20 protein-coding genes are annotated in these 22,052 nt (G+C 70.1%); 12 read left to right on the top strand and 8 right to left on the bottom strand.

Annotated elements, in window-relative coordinates:
- Positions 1-139: 139 nt before the first annotated feature.
- Complete coding sequence (gene dxs / locus ACIHAX_RS05515) at positions 140-2,035, top strand: 1-deoxy-D-xylulose-5-phosphate synthase (RefSeq protein ID WP_355070394.1); 1,896 nt, start codon at positions 140-142, stop codon at positions 2,033-2,035.
- Between the two features lie 34 nt (positions 2,036-2,069).
- Here dxs and ACIHAX_RS05510 read toward each other — a convergent pair whose 3' ends face one another.
- Positions 2,070-3,308 carry an HRDC domain-containing protein gene (locus ACIHAX_RS05510; protein WP_355070395.1) on the bottom strand — a complete coding sequence of 413 codons (1,239 nt, stop codon included), beginning with the start codon at positions 3,306-3,308 and terminating at the stop codon, positions 2,070-2,072.
- A gap of 137 nt (positions 3,309-3,445) precedes the next feature.
- Entirely contained in the window at positions 3,446-4,084 is a 639-nt protein-coding gene (locus ACIHAX_RS05505; RefSeq protein ID WP_084823786.1) for a DUF3000 domain-containing protein, read from the bottom strand.
- A gap of 132 nt (positions 4,085-4,216) precedes the next feature.
- Here ACIHAX_RS05505 and hemE point away from each other — a divergent pair, with 132 nt between their 5' ends.
- The 5 genes from hemE (at position 4,217) to hemQ (ending at position 9,637) form a co-directional block, all read left to right on the top strand.
- Positions 4,217-5,272: a uroporphyrinogen decarboxylase gene (hemE, locus tag ACIHAX_RS05500; protein WP_397275954.1), complete on the top strand. Its 1,056-nt coding sequence runs from the start codon at positions 4,217-4,219 to the stop codon at positions 5,270-5,272.
- Positions 5,273-5,664: 392 nt separating this feature from the next.
- Entirely contained in the window at positions 5,665-7,026 is a 1,362-nt protein-coding gene (locus ACIHAX_RS05495; RefSeq protein WP_355070397.1) for a protoporphyrinogen oxidase, read from the top strand.
- A 196-nt stretch (positions 7,027-7,222) separates the two neighbouring features.
- Complete coding sequence (locus ACIHAX_RS05490) at positions 7,223-7,696, top strand: RrF2 family transcriptional regulator (protein ID WP_397275951.1); 474 nt, start codon at positions 7,223-7,225, stop codon at positions 7,694-7,696.
- Positions 7,693-8,937 carry a globin domain-containing protein gene (locus tag ACIHAX_RS05485; RefSeq protein ID WP_364425969.1) on the top strand — a complete coding sequence of 415 codons (1,245 nt, stop codon included), beginning with the start codon at positions 7,693-7,695 and terminating at the stop codon, positions 8,935-8,937. Before ACIHAX_RS05490 ends, ACIHAX_RS05485 begins: the two co-directional genes overlap by 4 nt.
- Positions 8,938-8,941: 4 nt before the next feature.
- Complete coding sequence (hemQ, locus tag ACIHAX_RS05480) at positions 8,942-9,637, top strand: hydrogen peroxide-dependent heme synthase (RefSeq protein ID WP_355070401.1); 696 nt, start codon at positions 8,942-8,944, stop codon at positions 9,635-9,637.
- Positions 9,638-9,734: 97 nt separating this feature from the next.
- Here the strand turns inward: hemQ and msrB are convergent, their stop codons facing one another.
- The 4 genes from msrB to ACIHAX_RS05460 all read right to left on the bottom strand — a co-directional run bounded on the left by msrB (position 9,735) and on the right by ACIHAX_RS05460 (position 13,959).
- Positions 9,735-10,178: a peptide-methionine (R)-S-oxide reductase MsrB gene (msrB, locus tag ACIHAX_RS05475; RefSeq protein WP_355070403.1), complete on the bottom strand. Its 444-nt coding sequence runs from the start codon at positions 10,176-10,178 to the stop codon at positions 9,735-9,737.
- On the bottom strand, positions 10,175-11,524 hold the full coding sequence (locus tag ACIHAX_RS05470) for a glycosyltransferase family 87 protein (protein ID WP_397275948.1): 1,350 nt from the start codon (positions 11,522-11,524) through the stop codon (positions 10,175-10,177). The genes msrB and ACIHAX_RS05470 overlap by 4 nt, the downstream gene beginning before the upstream one ends.
- A 67-nt stretch (positions 11,525-11,591) precedes the next feature.
- Positions 11,592-13,148 (bottom strand): alpha/beta hydrolase, encoded by a 1,557-nt coding sequence (locus ACIHAX_RS05465; RefSeq protein WP_397275946.1) that lies wholly within the window; start codon positions 13,146-13,148, stop codon positions 11,592-11,594.
- A gap of 31 nt (positions 13,149-13,179) precedes the next feature.
- The gene (locus tag ACIHAX_RS05460) at positions 13,180-13,959 is read right to left on the bottom strand and encodes a pyrimidine reductase family protein (protein WP_355070408.1); all 780 of its coding nucleotides are present in this window, start codon (positions 13,957-13,959) and stop codon (positions 13,180-13,182) included.
- Between the two features lie 17 nt (positions 13,960-13,976).
- On the opposite strand from ACIHAX_RS05460, the gene zapE reads away from it, so the two are divergent.
- From zapE to ACIHAX_RS05445, 3 genes are all read left to right on the top strand, one after another.
- Positions 13,977-14,993, top strand: coding sequence for a cell division protein ZapE (gene zapE / locus ACIHAX_RS05455; RefSeq protein WP_355070410.1), 1,017 nt, complete (start codon positions 13,977-13,979; stop codon positions 14,991-14,993).
- A 75-nt stretch (positions 14,994-15,068) separates the two neighbouring features.
- The gene (locus tag ACIHAX_RS05450; RefSeq protein ID WP_397275943.1) at positions 15,069-15,851 is read left to right on the top strand and encodes a tyrosine-protein phosphatase; all 783 of its coding nucleotides are present in this window, start codon (positions 15,069-15,071) and stop codon (positions 15,849-15,851) included.
- Between the two features lie 68 nt (positions 15,852-15,919).
- Positions 15,920-16,672 (top strand): alpha/beta fold hydrolase, encoded by a 753-nt coding sequence (locus ACIHAX_RS05445; protein WP_397275941.1) that lies wholly within the window; start codon positions 15,920-15,922, stop codon positions 16,670-16,672.
- A gap of 7 nt (positions 16,673-16,679) precedes the next feature.
- Here the strand turns inward: ACIHAX_RS05445 and ACIHAX_RS05440 are convergent, their stop codons facing one another.
- Positions 16,680-17,219, bottom strand: coding sequence for a GNAT family N-acetyltransferase (locus ACIHAX_RS05440; RefSeq protein ID WP_355070416.1), 540 nt, complete (start codon positions 17,217-17,219; stop codon positions 16,680-16,682).
- Here ACIHAX_RS05440 and ACIHAX_RS05435 point away from each other — a divergent pair.
- Positions 17,218-17,673, top strand: coding sequence for a hypothetical protein (locus ACIHAX_RS05435; protein WP_397275939.1), 456 nt, complete (start codon positions 17,218-17,220; stop codon positions 17,671-17,673). The genes ACIHAX_RS05440 and ACIHAX_RS05435 overlap by 2 nt on opposite strands.
- Here ACIHAX_RS05435 and ACIHAX_RS05430 read toward each other — a convergent pair.
- Positions 17,624-18,850, bottom strand: coding sequence for an MFS transporter (locus tag ACIHAX_RS05430; RefSeq protein WP_355070420.1), 1,227 nt, complete (start codon positions 18,848-18,850; stop codon positions 17,624-17,626). The two genes, ACIHAX_RS05435 and ACIHAX_RS05430, sit on opposite strands and share 50 nt — an antisense overlap.
- Positions 18,851-19,017: 167 nt before the next feature.
- Here ACIHAX_RS05430 and ACIHAX_RS05425 point away from each other — a divergent pair, with 167 nt between their 5' ends.
- Together ACIHAX_RS05425 and ACIHAX_RS05420 are read left to right on the top strand one after the other, a co-directional pair.
- Entirely contained in the window at positions 19,018-20,250 is a 1,233-nt protein-coding gene (locus ACIHAX_RS05425; RefSeq protein ID WP_397275936.1) for a cytochrome P450, read from the top strand.
- 58 nt (positions 20,251-20,308) lie between these two features.
- Entirely contained in the window at positions 20,309-21,868 is a 1,560-nt protein-coding gene (locus tag ACIHAX_RS05420; protein WP_397275934.1) for a flavin-containing monooxygenase, read from the top strand.
- The last annotated feature ends 184 nt before the right edge of the window (positions 21,869-22,052 follow it).

Raw genomic sequence — 22,052 nt, 5'->3', positions numbered from 1 at the left:
ACTCTAGGCCGGGTACCGTATGTCGAGGCTCACATTTCGACGCCATGTCGGTTGGTGTGACCGTTCTCGTGCGGGAGCACCGGCCGCCGCTCCGTAGACTGATCGGATCAGATGCGCTATCCGGAGGGAGCTAGTTCAGGTGGGAGTGCTTTCCCGGGTCGACACGCCCGATGATCTGCGCCGGCTGACCGTGCCGCAGGTGCGCGAGCTGGCGGAGGAGGTCCGCGAGTTCCTGGTGCGCAAAGTCGCCGCGACCGGCGGGCACCTCGGCCCGAACCTCGGTGTGGTCGAACTCACCATCGCCCTGCACCGGATCTTCGACTCGCCGGCCGACCCGTTGATCTTCGACACCGGCCACCAGGCCTATGTGCACAAGATCCTGACCGGGCGCAAAGACCAGTTCGACTCGCTGCGCAAACAGGGCGGCCTGTCCGGCTACCCGAGCCGGGCCGAGAGCGCGCACGACTGGGTGGAGTCCTCACACGCCTCGGCGGCGCTGTCCTACGCGGACGGCCTGGCGAAGGCGTTCGCGCTGAGCGGGCAGGACCGGCACGTGGTCGCGATCGTCGGCGACGGCGCGCTCACCGGCGGCATGTGCTGGGAGGCGCTGAACAACATCGCCGCATCCGACCGTCCGGTGGTCGTCGTGGTGAACGACAACGGCCGCTCCTACGCGCCCACCATCGGCGGTCTGGCCGAGCGGCTGACCGCGCTGCGCACCCAGCCCGCCTACGAGCACGCCCTGGACGCGGGCAAGCGGATCCTCAAGAGCATCCCCAGGGTGGGCGAATCGGCGTACTCGATGGTGCACGCGGTGAAGGCGGGCATCAAGGACGCGGTCAGCCCCCAGGAACTGTTCAGCGACCTCGGCTTGAAGTACGTCGGGCCGGTGGACGGCCACGACGTCGTCGCGCTCGAGGCCGCGCTGCGCCGGGCCAAGGACTTCGGCGGCCCCGTCGTGGTGCACGCGGTGACGCAGAAGGGCCGCGGCTACGCGCCCGCCGAGAACCATGTCGCCGACCAGATGCATGCCTGCGATCCCATCGACCCGCTCACCGGCGTCCCGGTCGGTGGTCCGAAGGCGCGCGGATGGACCTCGGTGTTCTCCGAGGAGTTGATCGCGCACGCCGAGCGCCGCGCCGACATCGTCGCCATCACCGCGGCGATGCCGGGCCCGACCGGATTGGCGGCGTTCGGGGAGCGCTTCCCGGACCGGATGTTCGACGTCGGCATCGCCGAGCAGCACGCCATGGCCTCCGCCGCGGGCCTCGCGCTCGGCGGCATGCACCCGGTGGTGGCGATCTACTCGACCTTCCTCAATCGCGCCTTCGACCAGCTGCTGATGGACGTGGCGCTGCTGAAGCAGCCGGTCACCGTGGTACTGGACCGCGCGGGCATCACCGGCTCCGACGGCGCCAGCCACAACGGCATGTGGGATCTGTCGGTCCTCGGGATCATCCCCGGCATCCGGGTCGCCGCGCCGCGCGACGCCGCGACGCTGCGGGAGGAACTGGCCGAGGCGCTGGCCGTCAACGACGGACCGACCGCGCTGCGTTTCCCGAAAGGCAGTGTCGCCGAGGATATCTCCGCGGTCGAACGGCTGGACGGCATCGACGTGCTGCGGATGGCCGAGCCGGACGGCGGATCGGTGCAGGCGGTGCACGGCGACGTACTGCTCGTCGCGGTGGGCTCGTTCGCGGGCACGGCGCTGGAGGCGGCGAATCTGCTGGATTCCGAAGGTGTCTCGGTCACCGTCATCGACCCGCGCTGGGTGCTGCCGGTCTCCGACGCGCTGCTGAAACTCGCGGAGAACTACCGGCTCGTGGTCACGCTGGAAGACGGTGGCCTGCACGGCGGCATCGGTTCCACGGTGTCGGCCCGGCTGCGCAACTCCGGGCTGGACATCCCGACCCGCGATCTCGGTGTGCCGCAACAGTTCCTGGACCATGCCTCGCGCGGTGAGGTCCACGCCGAACTCGGCCTCACCGGCCCGGACATCGCTCGCCGGATCAGCGGGTGGCTGGCCGCTCGCTGACGCCGCAGCCACGGGCGAGCCGACGGAGCGGGCGCTAGTCCGACGGCGGCAACGCCGCGGCCAGTCGCGGGACGTCGAGTTCCCGCTGCCACGGCCGGGCGCCGCCGGACTTCAGGAATCCGTCGACGGCGGAGGGGTCCACCGCCTCGTAGTCGGGCAGTCCGTCCCAGCACAGGCGGCGAACCAGATCCGGCGCGAGCAGGTTCTCCACCGGGATCGCGTGCTGCGCCGACAGGTCGGCCATGGCGGCTCGTGCCCGGGTCAGGCGCGCCGCCGCGGCCGGGTCGCGGCGCTCCCAGCGGTTGACCGGCGGCGGGCCGTCGAACGGCTGGGTGAGCGGCGGGAGGTCGCTGTCGGGCAACGTACGGCCGCGCTCGATCGCGGCGAGCCATTCGCGGGAGTACCGGCGCTGGCGCGGACCGCCGAACACCGGCAAGGTGCGCAACTGCGCGATGGACCTGGGTTCCGCGGCCGCCGCGGCGATGATCGCGGCGTCCGGGAGGATGCGGGCGGGCGCCACGTCGCGGGCACGGGCCAGCGCGTCCCGCGCGGTCCACAGCTCGCGCACCACCGCCAGTTGCCTGGTGCGCCGCAGGGTGTGGATGCCCGAGGTACGCCGCCACCGCTCGGCCTTCGGCGCGGGCGGGTCCAAGGTGCGAATGTGTTCGAATTCCTGTATCGCCCAATCCGTTTTGCCCTGCGCATCGAGTGCGTCGGCCACGGCGTCGCGCAGTTCGAGCAGCAGTTCCACGTCCAGGGCGGCGTAGTTCAGCCAGTCGGCGGGCAGCGGCCGGGTGGACCAGTCGGCCGCCCCGTGCCCCTTGCGCAGTGCGTGGCCCAACAGCCGCTCCACCATCGCGGCGAGCCCGACGCGCTCGAAACCAGCCAGACGTCCGCCGAGTTCGGTGTCGAACAGCCTGGCCGGGCGCAAACCCAGTTCGGCCAGGCCGGGAAGATCCTGGTCCGCGGAGTGCAGGACCCACTCCAGCCCGTTGATCGCGTCGGCCAGCGGGCCGAGGGCTTCGGTGACCGGGATCGGGTCGATGAGGAACGTGCCCGCGCCCGCACGGCGCAGCTGGATCAGATACGCGCGCGCCGAATAGCGGAACCCGGAGGCGCGTTCGGCGTCCACGGCCAGCGGGCCGGTGCCCGCGACCAGCCGGGCGGCGGCTGCGCTGATCTCGGCGGCGGTGTCCAGTACCGGTGGCACGCCCTCCACCGGCGCGAGCAGCGGCGTCGCGGCCGAGGGTTCGGATTCGTCTGGTACGGACATGGTGTTGAACTTTACGTGCCGACGCCACGGCGCCGCCGTCCTATCGGCGCATAAGTGTGTCGGCGAATCGGGCGCGATGTGCCCCGCACACAGAACGAGGGGCTCCGGCGCAGGTCACGGCACGCCGACGGGCGTGCTCAGGGGTGATCGCCGGACAGGCCGGGCCGGATCTGCAGCTGGGTCACCCCGGCCGGCGGCAACCCCGCCGCGTAGGCCAGTACCTCGCAGAACGCCTCCAGATGCGGGCGCATGTCGGTGGTGACCGGCGTCCACGACGCGCGTATCTCCAGCTGATGGGCGCGCGGCGGACCGGCGATGTCTCCGTAGCGCACCGAGCTGGTCGAGGTCACCGTGCCGCCGAGCGCGGTGAACGGCTCGGTGCGCGACTCCAGCGCGTCCACCAGCCAGCTCCACGCCACCTCGGGCAGCAGAGGATCGGTGGCGAGCGCGGCGTCGATGTCGGCCTGGATGTAGGCGACCAGGCGCAAGGTGCCGTGCCAGGTGTCGTCGCCGTCCGGATCGTGCAGCAGGATCAGCCTGCCGAACGCGTCGCCTTCGGAATCGGCCGGTACGACAGGGGTTTCCGGATGAGCGACCTCTGCGCCGATGGCGTAGGAGAACGGTGCGAGTCGTTGCGGGGGCCGGATGGGCGCGAGCTCGATCCGAGGGTGCACGGTAGCGGTGCCCATCGCCTCGACCGCGGCGCGAAACTGAGCTGGCTCGCCATGAGGTCCTTCGGTCGGTGCGGCGCCGTCGCGGAAGTCGAGCGGTGTCACGAATGCTGACGGTAGACCTTGTGCACCCGGCGCAGTCGGAGGCGCGCCGCTACGGGCCATGCGGCGTCCGTGCGGTCATCGCTGCCGCCTCCGCGTCCGCCCCTCCCACCGGGCCCGCATACGATAGCCGTGATGAGCACTCATACCCGCCGCCGGTTGACCGATGCCCCGTTCCTGGCCGCCGCTACCGGCGCGACGCCCAGCAGGCGTCCGGTGTGGTTCATGCGCCAGGCCGGACGCTCGCTGCCCGAGTACCGCGAAGTGCGGGCGGGCATCGGGATGCTCGAATCCTGCTTCGATCCCGAGCTGGTGTGCGAGATCACCTTGCAGCCGATTCGCAGGCACGGCGTCGACGCCGCGATCCTGTTCTCCGACATCGTCGTTCCGCTGAAAGCGGCGGGGATCGACCTGGACATCGTGCCGGGCGTGGGGCCGGTGGTCGCCGCGCCGGTGCGGACGGTCGGCGACGTGCGCGGTCTGCCCCGGCTGCGCCCCGAGGAGGTCGGAGCGGTGACCGACGGCGTACGCCTGCTGGTCGACGCGCTGGGGGAGACGCCGCTGATCGGGTTCGCGGGCGCGCCGTTCACCCTCGCCTCCTACCTGGTCGAGGGCGGTCCGAGCAAGAACCACGAGCGCACCAAGGCGATGATGTACGCCGATCCGCAGACCTGGCACGAGCTGCTGGGCGTGCTCACCGACATCACCATCGCGTTCCTGCAGGCGCAGTTGGCGGCGGGCGTCGACGCGGTGCAATTGTTCGACTCCTGGGCGGGCGCCCTCTCGCTGGCCGACTACCGCAATTTCGTGCTCCCGCATTCGGAGCGGGTGTTCGCCGAGATCGCCGAGGCGGGCGTGCCGCGCATCCACTTCGGTGTGGGGACCGGAGAGCTGCTCGGCGCCATGAGCGAGGCGGGCGCCGACGTGGTCGGCGTCGATTGGCGGGTGCCGCTCACCGCGGCCGTCCGCCGCGTCGGGCCCGGAAAAGCGTTGCAGGGCAACCTCGATCCCGCCGTACTGTTCGCCGGACCGGAAGTGATCGAGGAGCAGGCCCGGCGGATCGCGCGCGAAGCGGACGAGGCGATCACGCTCGGCGCCGCCGGGCACATCTTCAACTTGGGCCACGGGGTGCTTCCGGACACCGATCCGGGCGTGCTGACCGCCTTGGTGGAACTCGTCCACGAGTTGTAGCGCGGGCGAACGCGGGTAGGCCGCCACGGCCGCGAGGCAGCAGTGCGGCGGCTGTGTCGAGCGCTGAGGCCGGGAACCCCTGCTGTCGTCGCGGCCCACCCGTGTCGGTGCTCTTGGAGTCTCTGCGAACGTGATGGCGACTGCCACGGTCGCTCGCTGGGATCCGGCGAAGGTACCGCCGCATACCCGGCCGCCAGGTCGACCCGCGTACCACGCGCCGACGCCCGGCAGCCATCCGCGAGCGGCCGAGGCGGTTCAGGCTGCCATCGGCCGAGTCGAGTCCGGCCGACGTATCCGTCATCGCCGCGGACATCGTGGACACAGTGTGTTCCGAGTCATCCGGGCGCCTACCGTCGGACGGCCGCCGTCGCGGTACGCGATACGGTCGAGGCATGCGTATCGCGGTGGTCGGCGGTGGGATCAGCGGGCTGGTGGCCGCGTATCGGTTGCGGATGTCGCTCGGGCCGGATGCCGACGTACTCGTGCTCGATCGCGCCGAACGGATCGGCGGCATCCTCTACACGGGCGAACTGGGCGGGGAGCCACTGGATCTCGGCGCGGAGGCGTTCGTCGGGCGACGGCCGGAGGTACCCGCGCTGCTGCGGGAACTCGGGCTCGAGTCGCAGTTGGTGACCCCGGCGGGTCTGCGGCCGTTGGTGTGGTCCGCCGGCACCGCGCACCCGCTGCCGGAGGGCACCTTGATGGGTGTCCCGGCGAACGCGGAGTCGATGCGCGGGCTGGTCGACGCCGAGACACTGGCACGCATCGCCGCCGAACCCGACCGGCCGCTGGCCTGGGAGCCCGGCTCCGACACCGACGTCTACCGACTGGTCGCCGACCGCTTCGGCGCGCAGGTCGCCGAGCGCAGCGTGGATCCGCTGCTCGGCGGCGTGTACGCGGGCAGCTCCCGCTCCATCGGTGTCCGCGCCGCGCTGCCCACGCTCGCCGCCGCGCTGGACGACGGCGCGCCCAGTCTCACCGCCGCCGTCGGCGCCGCGCTGCCGCCGCCCTCGAACGCGCCGGTCTTCGGTGGCATCCGGGACGGCTACCGGGTGCTGCTCGAGGCGCTCGCCGAACGTTCCGGGGCGCGGTTCGTCACCACGACGCCGGGCACGCGTCTGGCCAGAGGTCTGCGCGGTTGGGTGGTCGACCCGATCGGCGCCGTCGACGCGGTGGTGCTCGCCACTCCGGCGCCGGTGACCGCGCGACTGCTGGCAGCCGTCGCCCCGGTCGCCGCCGCGGAACTGGCCGGTGTCGAACTCTCCTCGTCGGCGGTGGTCGCGCTGGCGCTGCCCCGCGAGACCGCCCTGCCACAGAACTCCGGCATCCTGGTGGCCACCGGAGAGCCGCTGCGGGCCAAAGCCTTCACCCTGTCCAGCCGCAAATGGACACATCTCGCACAACGTGAAACGGCGCTCGTCCGCGTCTCTTTCGGCAAGTTCGGCGACGACTCCCCGCTGTCCTGGCCCGACGCCGAACTCGTCGCCGCCGCCACCGCGGACCTGGCTACCGTCACCGGGGTCGCGATCGAGCCGGTCGAGGCTGTCGTACAGCGCTGGCCGGGTGGCCTCGCCCAGTACGCGCCCGGCCATCCGGCCCGCATCGCGGCCGTCGAAGCCGAGGTCGCGGCGCTGGACGGGCTGGCGGTGGCGGGCGCGTACCTGCACGGCGTCGGTGTGCCCGCGTGCGTCGCCTCCGGCGCGGCCGCCGCACAGCGCATCGCGGCGGAGGTCGGTGCGGGCACCGTACGCTGACCGTTCGCCGGGCGTGTCCGCACCGACGAGATTCGTCGCGGCACCGCGCACGCGCTTTCCTGTGACCACAATTATGCGGCACTGTTCCGGCCTGTCGGACAATGTGCGGCGCACTTAAAATGCGCACCGATCGGCGTAATTAAGGACACCCCGCCGGAATGCGGAATCGGTGGAATTCGCCGGTACCGTGAGCACCATGCAGCTCTCGCATTTCACCGATATCGGTTTGCGCACCATCATGCGGCTCGCGGTGGAGGACGAGAAGAATTCCCGGGTCACCACCAAACTCATCGCGCGACAGGTCGGCGCGTCCGAAAAGCATGTGGCCAAGGCGGTTTCGCGGCTGGCCGAACTGGGCCTCGTCGAGGCGCACCGCGGACGATCCGGCGGATTGTTCATCACCGCGGCAGGTCGCGCCGCGTCGGTGGGTGAGCTCGTCCGGGAATTGGAAGACAACCGCGACGTGGTGGAGTGCGGGGAACCGAATCCGTGTCCGTTACTCGGCGGGTGCCGATTACGTCGAATTCTCGCCGACGCGAAGAAGGCTTTCTATACCGAACTCGACCGTTATTCGATAGAGGATTTGGTCACCTCGTCGACAACCGGGTTGCTGCATTTACTCGTCCGCTCCACGGCGAGTGTCACCCCTGAGATGAAGGAAGTTTCATGAACCTCGACAGCGTCGTCCGTGCCGAACCGGAACTCGAACCGCGGCACGCCGAGGTCGTCCGCGCGACCCTACCGCTGGTGGCGGCGAACATCGACCGCATCACGGCCGTGTTCTACCGCACGATGTTCGACGCCCACCCGCGGCTGCTGCGCGACACGTTCAACCGGGGCAATCAGGCACAGGGCAGTCAGCAGCGGGCGCTGGCCGCCTCCATCGCCACCTTCGCCACGTACCTGGTCGACCCCGCGCTGCCGCACCCGGCCACTATGTTGTCGCGGATCGCGCACAAGCACGCCTCACTCGGGGTTACTCCGGAGCAGTACCGGATCGTGCACGAAAATCTGTTCGCGGCCATCGTGGAAGTGCTCGGCGCCGACGTGGTCGGCGACGCGGTCGCGGCGGCCTGGGATCGGGTCTACTGGATGATGGCCGACACGTTGATGGATCAAGAGAAGGGGCTCTACGCCGAGGCGGGCGTGGATTCCGGCGACGTGTTCCGGGACGTCCGTGTCGTGGCTCGCGACGACGACCCCTCGGGCGTCGCGGTCTTCACCGTCGAGTCCGCCGACCCGGCTGCGCGGCTACCGGGATTCATTCCGGGACAGTATGTTTCGGTCGGCGTCCGGCTTCCCGACGGTGCGCGCCAGTTGCGTCAGTACAGCCTGGTGGGCAAGCCGCGCGACGGCGCGCTGTCGTTCGCCGTCAAGCGGGTCGAGGCGGCCGCCGGCTGCCCGGCGGGCGAGGTGTCCTCCTGGCTGCACGAGCAGTTGCGCCCGGGTGACCCGCTGCAGATCACCCTTCCGTTCGGTGACGTCGTCCTCGATACCGCGGCGGAGACACCGCTGGTGCTGATTTCCGCCGGCATCGGTGTGACCCCGACGATCGGCGTTCTCGACTATCTCGCCGCCCACGACCCGGGCCGTCGCACGCTGGTCGTGCACGCCGACCGTGCGCCGCGCACCCATCCGCTGCGCGATCGGCTGCTGGGACTCACTGCTCGGCTCGAACGGGCCGAGGTCGAAATCTGGTACGAGGAACCGACTCCCGGCGTCCGGCACGGCCGGGCCGATCTCTCGGTGCTGAACGTGCCCGAGGACGCCGACGTATACGTCTGCGGTCCATCCGGGTTCCTGGGCGAGATGCAACGCCAGTTGCGCGCCCTCGGTATCCCCGACGCCCGCGTGCACATCGAGCAGTTCACGCCCGGCGACGCGGGCGCTCCCGAGCGAGTGGCACGATAGTGCTATGGCGCGACTCGACTATCAGGCTCTCAACTCCACCATCCGCTACCTGATGTTCTCGGTCTTCCAGGTGCAGCCCGGAGTGCTGGGCGAGGACCGGGACGCGGCGACCAAGGAGGCCAAGGCGTTCTTCGACGGTCTGGCCGACCGCGACGTCGTGGTCCGCGGCATCTACGACGTGGCCGGGATGCGCGCCGACGCCGATTTCATGATCTGGACCCACGCCGAACGCGTCGAGGACCTGCAAGCCGCGTACGCCGATTTCCGCCGCACCACCGAGCTGGGACGGGCCAGCGCGCCGGTCTGGAGCAACGCGGCGCTGCACCGCCCCGCCGAGTTCAACAAGAGCCACATCCCGGCCTTCCTGGCCGGCGAGGAGGCGGGCGCCTACATCTGCGTGTACCCGTTCGTCCGGTCCTACGAGTGGTACCTGCTGCCCGACGAGGAGCGCCGCCGGATGCTGGCCGAACACGGCAAGGCCGCGCGTGGCTACCCGGACGTGCGAGCGAACACCGTCAGTTCGTTCGCGCTCGGTGACTACGAGTGGATCCTGGCCTTCGAGGCGCCCGAATTGCACCGGATCGTCGATCTGATGCGTGACCTGCGGGCCACCGACGCCCGTCGGCACGTGCGCGAAGAGATCCCGTTCTTCACCGGCCCCCGCGTGGAGATCGAGCAGCTGATCGCCGCTCTGCCCTGATGCGCCCTGCCCCGGTGCAGGCAAACGCTTGCCCGAAGTTTTCGGGGCATGCGCCGAGCGCCGGGGCTTCGTACGCTGCCCGTGAGCGTCGGGCTGGTTACTCCGCTGCGCTGTCCGAGGGGTGCAGTCGCAGGGCGATGGAGTTGATGCAGTAGCGCTTGTCGGTGGGCGTGTTGTACCCCTCGCCCTCGAACACGTGGCCGAGGTGGCTGTGGCAGTTCGCGCACAGCACTTCGACCCGATGCATGCCGAGCGAGTCGTCCGACCGGAGAATCACCGCGTCGGACGCGGCCGGATCGAAGAAGGACGGCCAGCCGCAGTGCGAGTCGAACTTCTCGGTGCTGCGGAACAGTTCGGCGCCGCAGGCCCGGCACACGTAGACGCCTTCGGTTTTGGTGTCGGTGTACTCGCCGGTGAACGGCCGCTCGGTAGCCGCCTCGCGCAGCACCGAGTACTCCTCGGGGTTCAGCTTCGACCGCCATTCCTGCGGCGAGAGCTGGATGCGCGGCGCGGGCAGGGACGTGTCGGCTTCGGAACTCATGGCTCCACGCTAATACGATTCTGCTCCGCGGGCGTCGAACCGTTTTGTGGTCTGTGGGTTTCCGCCGGGAGAGCCGCGGCGACCGGCGGCTGCGGCTGTTCGCCGCGCGGGTCCGGGGCGGAACTCATCCACGCGGGATCGATGCCGAACGGCAGCCTGCCTTCCCGCCGCGCGGCCAGATAGCGGTCTCCGAGCACGCAGAACACGACGATGAGCAGCAGGCCCCAGCCGAAGGTGATGCGCAGGTACTCCAGGTTGCGGCCGATGTGCTGCCAGCGGTCCGATAGCCACTTGTCGTAGCTCATGAACCCGAAGATCGCCAGCCAGGCCGGCCAGTTGCGCAGCACCGAGTTGCGCAGCACGACGGTCATCAGGAAGGGGAACAGCATCATCGAGTAGTACATCTGCCCCAGCGAGCTGAGCAGGAACGAGGCCGTCAGCAGCACGCCGGAGGAGGTGCAGACGAAGAACAGTTCGTCCTCGCGGTAGTAGCGGTACAGCAGCCACAGCGAGATCAGCACGAGCACGCCGAGCGCCACGCGCATGCCCCAGGTCAGCCACGGCGGCAGTCCGTAGTACTCGCCGTTGCCGACGATGGCGCTGTTGAAGTAGTCGCGGGATTCGAAAAGGTAGGGCGCGGTGCGGGTGATGAACTTCTCTGGGTCCTTCACCAGCGGCCAGGCGATCGCGGTGAGCGCGAGCGGTACGCCGAGGGCCGTCACGAAGACTTTCCACTGCCCGCGCACGAGCGCGATCAAAAGCAACGGAGCCAGTGTCGGTTTGACCGCGATACTCAATCCGAGCGCGGCGCCCGCCCAGAGGTCTCGCCGCTTCAGCAGCAGATGGATGAAGATCAGCTCCGCCAGCAGCACGCAGCCGTTGACGTTGGTGAACACCAGCGTGTTGATCACGGTCTCGGAGGAGAACATCGCCAGCAGCAGCGCGGGCGCGGCGACCGAATGCAGGGTGTACCGGAACAGCCGCAGCAACAGGTACCAGGCGATGAGAATCGCGATCGCGTTGAGGGCGATGAACAGCCAGCGCGACTTCTCGTAGTCGATGGCGGCGATCGGCGCGATCAGCAGGGTGCCGCTGGGCGGGTACAGGTAGTGCGGGTCCACCGAGTCGAAATTCGCGGTGTAGACCGGCCGCCCGTTCAGGAAGTCGAACGACGCCTGGTAGACAGGCCGGTAGTCGTCGGTGATGAAGCCGTTGACAGCCTTGATGAAAACCCGGTTCAGCACGGTCATGACCGCCAGGGGCCAGAGTGCGAACTTGATCACCTCGGCGGTGGTGCGAGCGGTCCTGGGCTCGAGCTGTCGAAGGAACACTGGGGCACGGTACACCGGATGGGTTACCGGCGGTTGGCCGGACCTGTCGGACGCGCCGCTCGAACGGCTCCGCACGCCCGGGCTACGCCGGGCATGCGGTGCCATCTGCGGGAAGTTTGCCGTCCTTCAGATAGTCGAGCACGGCCCGCTGCGCGCAGCCGGAATGCGTGGACACCGGATGCCCGAAGCCCTGCCAGGACAGCGCCGCGTGCCGGGCGCCCGCCGAACCTATCGCGCCGGTCACCGAGGACTGACCGCCGTTACCGACCACCGGATCGGCTACCCCGCCCAGCACGAACACCGGAATACCCAGCTTTTCGGGCAGCGGCGGCGCGGTCGACACCGGCCAGGCAGCGCACTCCATCAGGCCGATGGCCGCCGCCTTGCCGAAAACCGGATACTTGCCCGCCCATGTGCCCGCGAGTTCGTTCGCTTTGGCCGGTGTCGGCGGCAGCTGTGTGTCGGTGCAGCGGTTGACGAACTGGCCGTCGCTCGCGGTGGCCGCGGCCTCCTGCCTGATCAGGTTGCCCAGTGGCCCGCGGTCGCCGCGTCCGGCCGCGGCCAGCGTGTCGGACAGCTCGGTGACCCGAGCGGCCTGGTCGGCGCGCGGGCTGCCGAGGAAGCCCGACACCGCGGTCAGCAACGCGTTCGCCGAGATGTCGCCGAGTTCGCCGCCCGCGGCACGGTTCACCAGATCGGTGACCGCGGCGCGCGGATCGGCCCCGAGTGAGCAGCCGACGCCGACGCAGCGCTGCGCGAAGGCCGTCAGCGCCGCCTCGGCGCCCTGCACGGCCTGTTCGGCGCGGGTCACGGCGTCGGTGCCGACCGGTTCCGGGGAGTCGAGCACCAGCCGGGCGACGTGATCGCCGTACTTGCGGGCGTAGCTGAGCGCGACCTTCGCGCCGTTGCCCGTGCCCAGCAGCGCGATGTGGTCCACCTGCCATTGCCTGCGCAACTGCTCGATGTCGTCGGCGGCGTGCGGTGCGTCGAAGGTGCCTTCGTACGGCTGCAGGAAGTCGCGGCAGGCGATGGTGCCGTCCTGGCTCAACTTCGTCATGCGGGCCACCGGGTCGCCCGCGCCGGGACCGGACTGGGCGTTGTCGGCCAGGCCACGGCGGATCTCCGTGGGCAGGCAATCGATCGGCTGCGAGCCGCCGATGCCGCGCCGGTCCACCGCGACGATCGGGCGGGCGGCCAGCAGCACGGAGGCGGGGCCAGCGGCCAACCCGGCCAGGGTGGCGGAGGAGGAGCGATCCGAGCCCGAGGTGAGCACCAGCGGCGGCGCGTCGGCCGGGGTCTGCGCCAGCCTGGCCCGCAACGCGGCCGCGCGGAAACTGCCCAGCACCGTGCCCGTCGAGTCGATCGGGGTGGCGTACTCGGCGCAGTCGAGCACCAACCCGGCGGGCGCGGGGCCGAGTCCGAACTGATCCAAGGTCGGCTGGGTGCACTCGCGCCAACTGAGGTCGGTTCTGGGCAGCTCGGCCTTGGGCAGAGGAGCGGGCGCGGCGGAGGTGGTCGCGGTGCCAGCGACCGGCGGGCGCTGCACCGCGACACCGGGACGATCCGACGGTCCCGCGCCGCAACCGGCGGTCACGATCGAGAGGGTGGCGGCAAGCACGGCGGCCCGAGTCCAGCGCATTGCTACAGCCTGCCAGGTTCGGACGGTTCTTTCATCGACGGGCCCACCGGGTGAGCATGGTGCCGTCGTCGTCCAGCAACACGTGCGCGCGCGTCATGCGGACGCGGAATTCGTGCGCCGACAGCGAGATTCGCCGCGCCGCGCCGCCGACCAGCAGCGGCGCGGTGGTCAGGCACAGCTCGTCGACCACATCCGCCTCCAGCAGTTCGCCGAACAGATGCGGGCCGCCTTCGGTGAGTACCCGCAGCAGGCCGCGCTCGGCGAGAACCCGCAGCAAGCCGCTGGGCGTCACCGCGATGCCACCCGCTTCGATCACCTCGGCGCCCGCGTCCGCCAGCCGCTGCTTGCGGTCGGCGGGCGCGGTGGTCGTCGTGATGATCAGCGGCGGCACCTGGGTATCGGTGAGCAGGCGCGCGCCGGGGTCGATCGCCGCGCTCGCCGTGACGACCGCGATCGGCGGCGGCGCGCCGTCGGGATGCCCGCCGATGCCGCGCTCGTGGAACGCGCGGCGGCGCGCCGGGTCGGTGCGCGCCCCGCCGTAGTTCTCCGCGCGCGCCGTGCCCGCGCCGACGACGATCACCTCCGCCAGTTCGCGCAGCAACATGAACACCGTTCGGTCGGCCGGGGTGCCCAGCCCTTCGGTCAGGTTGCCGCTGGTGGCGGCGCCGTCGATGCTGGAGACGAAATTGGCGCGGACCCAAGGCGCGTCGAGCGCGGCGGGGAAGGCGTACATCTGCGCGAGGTCGTCCGGGCCGAGTGCTGTGAGCTGGATCGCATTCTGGCTACGCTGCATGAAATCAGATCTCACCACGTCTTTAGGCTTCGTCCATGCAAGAACGCCTCGTCGATCGTCACCCGGAGGTCCCGGCCGATCAGCTCGTCGCCCAAATGGTGCCGCCGCCCATGTTCGACGAGGTGAGCTTCGCCTCCTACATTCCCGATCCGAAGGAACCGAGCCAGGCGGCCGCGGTCGGCAAGGCCGAGGAGTTCGCCGGGCAGGTCGCCAAGATCAGCAAGGCCGCAGGCAAGAAGAGCTTCTTCGGTAAGAAGAAGCAGGTCAGCGGCGCGGGCCTGTATCTGGACGGCGGATTCGGCGTCGGCAAGACCCACCTGCTGGCCTCGATCTTCCACAGCTCGCCCGCGCCCAAGTCGTTCGGTACGTTCGGCGAGCTGACCAACCTGGTCGGCGCGCTCGGCTTCGCCAATGCCCTCGAGCGGCTCTCGGGCAACAGCGTGCTGTGCATCGACGAATTCGAGCTCGACGATCCCGGCGACACGATGCTGGTCTCGCGCCTGCTGACCGAACTGTCCGCGGCCGGTGTCTCGATCGCGGCCACGTCGAACACCTTGCCGGGGCAGCTCGGCGAAGGCCGTTTCGCCGCACAGGATTTCATGCGCGAGATCAAGAAGCTGGGCGCCATCTTCGAGGCGGTGCGCGTGGACGGGCCGGACTACCGCCACCGCGATCTGCCCCCCGCGCCGGAGCCCACCGCCGCCGCGGTCCTGGCCGAACGGGCGGCGAGCACACCGAATTCCACGCTCGACGAGTTCGACGCGCTGCTGAAGCACCTCAGCACCCTGCATCCGTCGAAGTACGGCGCGCTGATCTCCGGGGTGTCGTCGGTGTTCGTCTCCGGCGTGCATCCGGTCACCGATCAGGCCGTGGCGCTGCGCATCGTGGTGCTGGCCGACCGGCTCTACGACGCGAGCGTGCCGGTGACGGTGTCCGGCGCGAAACTGGACGAGATCTTCTCCGCCGAGATGCTGGAGGGCGGCTACCGCAAGAAGTACCTGCGCGCCATCTCCCGCTTGCTCGCGCTGTCGCGGTTCGAGGTCGCGGCCTAGCGCTGCCTGCCCGGCCTCGGCGGCCGGCGAGAGAACGTGGGCAGACCCCACAGACCCGATGATTGGAGCAGCCGAATGGCCACTCGTTTCCGCGCCCCGGTCGCGATGGCGGCCGGCCTGGCGGTCGCCTTCGGGCCGGTAGCCGTCATCGCGCAGGCCGACCCGCCTGCGGTCGTCGTCGCCGATCCCTCCCTGCACCTGCAAGGGGTGCAGAACGCGCGGGACATCGGCGGGTATCGCACCACCGACGGCCGGATCGTGCGCACCGGTCTGGTGTATCGGACCGGGCAGCTGAACAACGCGACGCCGGAGGATCTGGCCGCGCTGACCGGCCGCCGCGTGCGTTCCGTGCACGACCTGCGCACGGTCTACGAGCGCGCGCTCGGTCCGGACCGGCTGCCCACGGGCGCGACGGCGCACTGGGCCGACGTGATCGGCCAGGCTCCGCCGGAGGTCATCGTCACCACGCTCACCGGAGGCGACGGCCTGTATCGCGCGTTCATCACCGCACCCGGCGCGAACGAGGCGTTCGCTTCGGTGCTGCGCGACCTCATCGGCGCCGACGGCGCGGTGTTGTTCCACTGCACCGCGGGCAAGGACCGCACCGGCTGGACGGCGGCCGTGCTGCTCACGCTGCTCGGCGTCGATCGTGCCACGGTCACCGAGGACTATCTGCTGTCCAACCGATTCCGCAACGCGAGCGAGAACGACCCGCTCAACGGCGTTCAGGGATCCTGGCTCGACGCCGCCTTCGACCAGGTGGATCGGACCTACGGAAGTTTCGACGCCTATGTCCGGGACGGCCTGGGACTCACCGGCGCCGATATCGCGGCCTTGCGGGACCGACTGCTGGGCTGAGCGCGGCACCCGGCCCGATACGTCCGCTTCGGCAGTTTCGGTGGCGTGCCGTGCACTACGATCCCGGCATGGCGAAGTTTGAGACATGGGACGGCCTGGAACTCAATTACCGGGTGTGGGAGGGCGAGGGCATCCCGGTCGTGCTGCAGCACGGAGTGGTCGCGGATACCAACGCGAACTGGATGAGCACCGGTGTGGTCGCCGCACTGCAGTCCGCCGGGCACACCGTGGTGTCCCTGGACGCGCGCGGTCACGGCCGTTCCGGCAAGCCGCACGACGCGGCGCGGTACTCGTGGCAGGCGATGGCGCGTGACGTACGCGCCCTCTACGACGAGCTCGAATTCGAGGAGGTCGCGCAGGTCGGGTACTCGATGGGCGGGGTGATCTCGCTGATGGTGGCCGCGACCGACCGGCGGGTGCGGCGGCTGGCCGTCGGCGGCATCGGGTCGGGTGTGCTGGACTGCGGTGGCGTCGATCGCCGCGTGATCGACCTGCCGGATCTGCAGGCCGCGATGACCGGAGACGGCGCGGACGCGTCGCCGACCGCGAAGATGTTCCGGGTGCTGGCCGACGCGGTACAGGCCGACGTACAAGCCATCCACGCCGTGGCGACGGGTCTGGACGATCGTCCCATCGAGACGCTGGCGGACATCACCGTGCCCGCGCTGGTGCTGGCGGGCGAGGACGACCCCTTCGCCGCCGAACCGGAGCGACTCGCCGCCGCGCTGCCGAACGGTGAACTGGCCGTGGTGCCCGGCGATCACCTGATGGCGGTGCTGAACCGCGCGTTCCACACCGCACTCGTCGATTTCCTGCGCTGAGGCGGGATCAGAAGACCAGCCGCAGCACGTAGTCGTGATGCACCTGGGCGCCGACGGTGAACGTCCTGGTGCCGGCCTCGGTGAAACCGTGTTTGGCGTAGAAGCGCCGAGCGCGGACGTTCTCCTGGTTGACGCCCAGCCATACGCCCGGATATCCCTCGGCGCGCGCCCAGTCCAGCGCGGCGTTCATCAGCGCGGTGGACACCCCGGTGCCGTGCCGGCCGGGCAGCACGTACAACTTGCTGAGCTCCACCATCGGGTGCGGCCCGACCGGCTCGGCCACCGCAGGGTCCGCTGGGCCGCCCGTGACCAGCATCGCGTAACCGACGATGTCGTCGTCCGCGACAGCCTTGAGCACGATCCGGGCCGGATCGCTCAGATATTCGCCGAACCGTTCGCCCGACAGGACCTCGCCGACGAACACCGCGATGTCGTCGGGCGTCGCCTCGGGCGGGCACGCCAGTGGAAAAGTCGCGGCGGCAACATCACTGAGCGCTTCCGCGTCCCACAGCCCGGCGCGGTCGACGACGACGGAGAGGTTGCTCATGGCTACATCAGAGCATATCGACAACGCGTCAGCGGCGCGGCTCAGGGCGCTCACCTCGTCGCGCGCCTGGCAGCAGGCGAGCGCCATGGAGGAGGCCGTCATCCGCCCCGCGAAGTCGGGCCCCGCGCCCGCGCCGCCGGTGAGCATCGCGGACTGGCGATCGGTCGCGGATCAGGTGAACAGCGAAGTGGTGGCGCTCTGGGGCGACCAGAACCAGCAGGCCGCAGACACCGCGGCGGGGCGGTCACGCGACTCGCTGCTGACCGGCGCCGCGGTGTCGGGCGCCACCGCGCCGGCCTTCCTGTTGTCGCCGTGGCTGGCGAATCGGCTGATCGGCCGATTGCGGCGATTGCGCTCGGAGACCTTGGCGCCGGCCGAGGTCCGGTTGTGCACCGCTGGTCGCACTAGCCGGTGGCAGGCCCGAGTTCGGTGGGCTGGTCCAGTTTCCGCGTAGGAGGCGCGCTCGCGACCCGATGGGAGCGGAAGACGCGGGAGAGCCCGATCAGGGCCACGGCGAACAGCAGCGGGATCACGAATCCCACGCGGTGACCGACGCTCGCCGCGATCGCGCCGACCACACCGCCGCCGAGCAGTGTCCCCGCGTAGTTGAACAGGTTGAGACGCGCGATCAGTGCGTCGAGCTCCCGTCCGGTCGCGAGTTGCCCGGCCGCGCTGAAGCACAGCGGCGCGATCACGGGCAGGCCCGCGCCCGCGACGAGGAACCCGGCGATCGCGACCGCCGGACTCGGCGCGGCCACCACGAGAGCCAGACCGAGGACTCCGGTGCCCGCGGCGGCCCGCACCACAGGGCGCGGACCGAAACGGCGCACCAGCGAATCCCCGGCGATCCGGGAGACCAACGACGTGCCTTGATACGCGGCGAAGGCGAGCGCCGCCGTCGCCGAACCGGCGAGCAGGTCGTCGGTCAGGTATAAAGCCGACCAGTTGCCCACCGCGAGGTCGACCGCGAAGACGAACGCCATCGCGACCCCGAACCCGACATACGCGCGCAGCGCGACGGTGGGACCGGACGCGGCGGTCTCGACGGGACTCGTCTCCGCGTCCCGCACGCCGAGCAGCCCTCGTCCGAGCGCCCAGCCGAGCAGCAGCACGATCGCGGCGGCCGCGAGCAGCGATTCGCGCAGCGTCACCTCCAGCGCCTCGCACCCGGATACGAACAATGCCCCGGCTATCGTTCCGGCGCTCCACGCGGCGTAGAACGACGACAGGATGAACGTCCCATAGCCGTGCTGGATGAACACGGCCTGCATGTTGGTGCTCGCGTCGACGATGCCGACCGCGATCCCGTAGCAGCCGAGTGCGGCCACCAGCAGCGGCGTGTTCGGCGCGAACGCCGCCGCCGATCCGGTGACGGCCACGAGCAGCAGCCCGATCCGCACCGCCGCGCGGCTGGACCAGCGCAGCGCCAGCCGCTCCGCGAGGACGCTGCCGCCGCCCGCCAGCAACGAGATCAGCACCACCGAGACCGCGATCACGCCGTCCGATAGCCCGAAACGCTCCTTCTGCTGCGGCAACTCGGTCAGCACGACGGCGAGGAAGAAGCCCTGTGCGCCGAACGCGAACGAGTTCGCGATCCGGGCACGCCGCAGGACGGGCGCGATCGAACTCACTGGCGCAGGGTAGCCGGACCCTGACGACGACGCGCGCCGGGCCGGGCCGCGACGAGGGGCAACGCTGATCACAGGATGGTCCGGTCGCGCGGCCTGGCCGAGATCCGTGATCGGTGTCACCATCGAAGGGCCGCAACGATACTCACGAATCAGGGGGAACCGATCGGATGAGAGAGCTGCCCGCGGATTTCTTTCGCACGCCGCATGCCTTCTACCAGCAGTTGCGCGCCGAGGGGCCGGTGCATCAGGTCCGGTTGCGCACCGGTGTGCGCGCCTGGCTTGTGGTCGACTACGACGCCGCCAAGGAGGTGCTGCGCCATCCCGACGTCCACAAGGACCCGCACGCTCCGAGGGGCGCCGAGGCGCGGCGATCAGCCGCAGGTGGCAGCGGCGTCACGGCGGTCAACCCGCGCCTGAGCCTGCATCTGCTCAATTCCGACCCGCCGCGGCACTCGCGGCTGCGCAAACTCGTCACACCGGCGTTCGCGCCCGCGCGGATGGAGGCCCTCACACCGCGGATCGTGGCGATCGCGGACGATCTGCTCGACGCGATCGATCGTGCGACGGGCGCCGGTCCGGTCGACCTGCTCGCGGAGTACGCGTTCCCGCTGCCGATCACGGTGATCTGCGAACTGCTCGGCGTGCCGGTCGAGGACCGCGCGCGCTTCCGGGAGTGGTCGGCGGCGGTGGTCGACACGCCCATGTCCACGCCGGAGGGCATCCGTGCCGCGACCGACGCCATCGTCGACTACTTCGACGACCTGGTCGCCCGGCGGCGCGCGGAGGGCTTGGGTGAGGATCTGATCTCCCAGTTGCTGCTCGCCACCGAGGAAGGGGACCGGCTCAGTCACGACGAGCTGATCTCCATGGCCTTCCTGATCCTGGTCGCGGGTCACGAGACCACGGTGAACCTGATCGGTAACTCCGTGCTGGAACTGCTCGCCGATCCCGCCCGCTACCTGGCCCTGCGCGACGACCCGGCGGGCGTCACACCGCTGGTGGAGGAAACGCTGCGCCACAACGGCCCGGTCAACGTGGCGACCCTGCGTTACACCACCGCGCCGGTCCACCTGGCGAGCGGCGTCATCCCGGAAGGGGAACTGGTGCTGGTCTCGGTGGCGTCGGCCAACCGTGACGAACGACACTTCGCCTCGCCCGCGGCGTTCGACCCGGACCGCGGCACGAACGGGCACCTGGCCTTCGGCCACGGCATCCACTACTGCCTCGGAGCGGCGCTGGCCAGGCTGGAGGCCCGCATCGCGCTGACCCGGCTGGTGCGGCGCTATCCGCAGCTGCGGCCCGCCGTCGACGACGCGGACCTGCGGTGGCGGGAGAGCATTCTGATCCGTGGGCTGCTCGAGCTTCCGGTGGTCCCGGTGGGTACGCCCGTAGTGCGCTGAAGAGCGGATTCGGTCGACCGACTTTGCTGTGCGCCGCTGGCGACGTAATCTCTCGCGCATGACAAGCGGAAGCCGCATCGGGATCGTCGGTGCGGGTATCGCAGGTCTCGCCTGCGCGAAAGTGCTGAAACAGGCGGGTTTTCCGGTCGAGGTTTTCGACCGTGCACCCGATGTCGGTGGTGTGTGGAGCGCGACCCGGCGATACCCGGGACTGCAGACGCAGAACTCCAAGGACACATATCACTTCTCCGACTTCCCCATGCCTGCCGACTACCCGCGCGTCCTCGACGGGCAGCACATGCAGGCCTATCTGGCCGCCTACGCCGAGCACTTCGGGCTGACCGAGCACCTGCGGTTGGGCACCGAGGTGGTCGCCGCCGATCCGGTGGACAGCGGCTGGTTGCTGGAGATTCGCGATTCGAGCGGAGTCCATCGCGCCTCGTGCGATCACCTGGTCATCGCCAACGGTGTTTTCAGCGAACCCGCGATGCCGGAGTACCGCGGCGCCGACTGGTTCCGCGCGGCGGGCGGGCGCTTGTGCCACTCCTCGGAGTTCACCGATCTGGAGTCGGTGCGCGGCAAGTCGGTCGTCGTGGTCGGCTACGGCAAGTCCGCCTGTGACATCGCCACCGCGGTGAGCGAGGTGGCGGCGTCCACCTCGGTGGTGGCCCGGCGGCTGTTCTGGAAGATGCCGCGCAAGCTGGCGCGGGTGATCGACTACGAGCGGTTGATGCTGACCCGCTTCGGCGAGGCGCACTTCCACTACCTGCGGCCCCGCTGGATGGACCGGTTCCTCGACGGCCCCGGCGAATCGGTACGGATCAGCAATTTCGATCTGATCCAGGAACTGGTCACCAAGCACTCGCAGCTGCGTGAACTCGGTCTGGTGCCCGAGGGGCGGTTCGAGCAGATCGCCGAGAGCACCGTCAGCCTGGTGAGCGAAGGCTTCTACGAGCAGGTCGCCAACGGACGTATCACGGTGCACCGGGACACCACGATCACCGAGATGGGCGGTGGCCCGAAGGCGGCGCCCGGGATCCGGCTGTCCACCGGGCAGGTGCTGCAGGCGGACGTCGTGATCTGCGCGACCGGCTTCCAGCAGCGCGTGCCGTTCCTCACGCCGTACATCCAGCGCAGGCTGACCGATGAGCACGGCAATTTCCGCCTGCACCGTCAGATCCTGCCGTTGGAGGTCCCGAATCTGACCTTCGCCGGCTACAACTCCTCGGTGATCAGCACGCTGAACGCCGAGGTCGCCGCGCACTGGACCGCCGCGCTGCTCAACGGCGGGCTCGTCCTGCCGCCCGCCGAGAAACTCGACGAGGAGATGGACGCCCGGCTGCGCTGGATGGAGGAACGCACGCACGGCCACCACGCGCACGGCACCGCGGTCGTCCCGTTCTCCATCCAGAACATCGACGAGATGCTCGCCGACCTGAAGTTCCGCCTGCCGCTGCACACGCGCGTGGCGCAGGTGTTCCGCCGGATCAGGCCGGAGTCCTACCGCGGACTGGCCAACCGTCGCAAGCCGGGGCCAGGGCCGGTGGCACGCCCGGCGGTGCCGATCGAGGCTGAGCTGCTTCCGTACGAGGGCGACAGCGGCCGGGTCAGCCACTAGAACATCGGGGCGGACCCGGGTAGCGCCGGTCCACTCGGTCAGCGAGTTCTCCGATCGGTCCGGGCCGCGGGGTGGGCGACCGCGTGCGCACACTTGCATCGACTGCCGAACCGGCGGCTGTCATGCGGCAAATCGTGCCGGGCCGTCCGATGGCCGATCGGTCTGCGGTGCTGCTTTCTGGGTC

This window comes from Nocardia sp. NPDC051929 (assembly GCF_044548645.1).
GTDB lineage: Bacteria > Actinomycetota > Actinomycetes > Mycobacteriales > Mycobacteriaceae > Nocardia > Nocardia sichangensis.
This window is presented reverse-complemented; position numbering and strand designations above follow the sequence as displayed.